General features: G+C 57.0%; 1 rRNA gene. It reads left to right on the top strand.

From position 1 onward, the window contains the following. Positions 1-88: 88 nt before the first annotated feature. Positions 89-3,211, top strand: a 23S ribosomal RNA gene (locus tag ACZ4Z1_RS42270). Positions 3,212-3,232: the final 21 nt, after the last annotated feature.

Below are 3,232 nucleotides of genomic sequence, written 5' to 3'. Positions count from 1 at the left end.
ACCTGGCCCCAGTGAACTCGCCGAGTGTGGCGGGGTGGTGGGTGGCTGGTCGTTGCTTGAGAACTGCACAGTGGACGCGAGCATCTGTGGCCAAGTTTTTAAGGGCGCACGGTGGATGCCTTGGCACCAGGAACCGATGAAGGACGTGGGAGGCCACGATAGTCCCCGGGGAGCCGTCAACCAGGCTTTGATCCGGGGGTTTCCGAATGGGGAAACCCGGCAGTCGTCATGGGCTGTCACCCATACCTGAACACATAGGGTATGTGGAGGGAACGCGGGGAAGTGAAACATCTCAGTACCCGCAGGAAGAGAAAACAACCGTGATTCCGGGAGTAGTGGCGAGCGAAACCGGATGAGGCCAAACCAGTCACGTGTGATACCCGGCAGGGGTTGCGTGGTTGGGGTTGTGGGAGTTCTCTTGACCGGTCTGCCGGCCGGTCGGCGAGTCAGAAACCGTTGATGTAGGCGAAGGACATGCGAAAGGTCCGGCGTAGAGGGTAAGACCCCCGTAGCTGAAACATTGACGGCTCGTTTGAGAATCACCCAAGTAGCACGGGGCCCGTGAAATCCCGTGTGAATCTGGCGGGACCACCCGCTAAGCCTAAATATTCCCTGGTGACCGATAGCGGATAGTACCGTGAGGGAATGGTGAAAAGTACCGCGGGAGCGGAGTGAAATAGTACCTGAAACCGTGTGCCTACAAGCCGTGGGAGCGTCGCACAGAGACTTGTCTCTGTGTCGTGACTGCGTGCCTTTTGAAGAATGAGCCTGCGAGTTTGCGGTATGTTGCGAGGTTAACCCGTGTGGGGAAGCCGTAGCGAAAGCGAGTCCGAAGAGGGCGTTGAGTAGCGTGCCCAAGACCCGAAGCGGAGTGATCTAGCCATGGGCAGGTTGAAGCGGAGGTAAGACTTCGTGGAGGACCGAACCCACCAGGGTTGAAAACCTGGGGGATGACCTGTGGTTAGGGGTGAAAGGCCAATCAAACTCCGTGATAGCTGGTTCTCCCCGAAATGCATTTAGGTGCAGCGTCGTGTGTTTCTTGCCGGAGGTAGAGCACTGGATAGGCGATGGGCCCTACCGGGTTACTGACCTTAGCCAAACTCCGAATGCCGGTAAGTGAGAGCGCGGCAGTGAGACTGTGGGGGATAAGCTCCATGGTCGAGAGGGAAACAGCCCAGAGCATCGACTAAGGCCCCTAAGCGTGTGCTAAGTGGGAAAGGATGTGGAGTCGCAGAGACAACCAGGAGGTTGGCTTAGAAGCAGCCATCCTTGAAAGAGTGCGTAATAGCTCACTGGTCAAGTGATTCCGCGCCGACAATGTAGCGGGGCTCAAGCACACCGCCGAAGTCGTGTCATTGCAGTATGTACTCCTAACGGGGACTGTGATGGGTAGGGGAGCGTCGTGTGCCGGGTGAAGCAGCACCGGAAGGTAGTTGTGGACGGTTCACGAGTGAGAATGCAGGCATGAGTAGCGATACACACGTGGGAAACGTGTGCGCCGATTGACTAAGGGTTCCTGGGTCAAGCTGATCTGCCCAGGGTAAGTCGGGACCTAAGGCGAGGCCGACAGGCGTAGTCGATGGACAACCGGTTGATATTCCGGTACCCGCTTTGAAGCGCCAAACATCGAATCAGGCGATGCTAAGTCCGTGAAGCCGCCCTGAGCTCTTCGGAGCGTAGGGGAGTGGTGGAGCCGACGAACCAGACTTGTAGTAGGTGAGTGATGGGGTGACGCAGGAAGGTAGTCCAGCCCGGGCGGTGGTTGTCCCGGGGTAAGGGTGTAGCCCGTCATCCAGGCAAATCCGGATGACATGTAAGGGTGAGACCTGATGCCGAGCCGATTGTGGTGAAGTGGATGATCCTATGCTGTCGAGAAAAGCCTCTAGCGAGTTTCATGGCGGCCCGTACCCTAAACCGACTCAGGTGGTCAGGTAGAGAATACCGAGGCGTTCGGGTGAACTATGGTTAAGGAACTCGGCAAAATGCCCCCGTAACTTCGGGAGAAGGGGGGCCACGGCTGGTGATGAGTCTTGCACTCTGAGCTGGTGGTGGCCGCAGAGACCAGCGAGAAGCGACTGTTTACTAAAAACACAGGTCCGTGCGAAGCCGTAAGGCGATGTATACGGACTGACGCCTGCCCGGTGCTGGAACGTTAAGGGGACCGGTTAGCTCCATTTCGGTGGGGCGAAGCTGAGAACTTAAGCGCCAGTAAACGGCGGTGGTAACTATAACCATCCTAAGGTAGCGAAATTCCTTGTCGGGTAAGTTCCGACCTGCACGAATGGCGTAACGACTTCTCGACTGTCTCAACCATAGGCCCGGTGAAATTGCACTACGAGTAAAGATGCTCGTTTCGCGCAGCAGGACGGAAAGACCCCGGGACCTTTACTATAGCTTGATATTGGTGTTCGGTTCGGCTTGTGTAGGATAGGTGGGAGACTGTGAACCTTGGACGCCAGTTCGAGGGGAGTCGTTGTTGAAATACCACTCTGGTCGTGCTGGATGTCTAACCTGGGTCCGTGATCCGGATCAGGGACAGTGTCTGGTGGGTAGTTTAACTGGGGCGGTTGCCTCCTAAAGAGTAACGGAGGCGCCCAAAGGTTCCCTCAGCCTGGTTGGCAATCAGGTGTTGAGTGTAAGTGCACAAGGGAGCTTGACTGTGAGACTGACGGGTCGAGCAGGTACGAAAGTAGGGACTAGTGATCCGGCGGTGGCTTGTGGAAGCGCCGTCGCTCAACGGATAAAAGGTACCCCGGGGATAACAGGCTGATCTTCCCCAAGAGTCCATATCGACGGGATGGTTTGGCACCTCGATGTCGGCTCGTCGCATCCTGGGGCTGGAGTCGGTCCCAAGGGTTGGGCTGTTCGCCCATTAAAGCGGTACGCGAGCTGGGTTTAGAACGTCGTGAGACAGTTCGGTCCCTATCCGCTGTGCGCGTAGGAGTCTTGAGAAGGGCTGTCCCTAGTACGAGAGGACCGGGACGGACGAACCTCTGGTGTGCCAGTTGTCCTGCCAAGGGCATGGCTGGTTGGCTACGTTCGGAAAGGATAACCGCTGAAAGCATCTAAGCGGGAAGCCTGCTTCGAGATGAGGGCTCCCTCCCACTTGATGGGGTAAGGCTCCCAGTAGACGACTGGGTTGATAGGCCAGATATGGAAGCCCGGTAACGGGTGGAGTTGACTGGTACTAATAGGCCGAGGGCTTGTCCTCAGTTGCTCGCGTCCACTGTGT

It is taken from the genome of Streptomyces sp. NPDC030165 (genome assembly GCF_055573595.1).
Note: the sequence above shows the minus strand (reverse complement) of the source record. Positions and strands in the feature narration are given on the sequence as shown.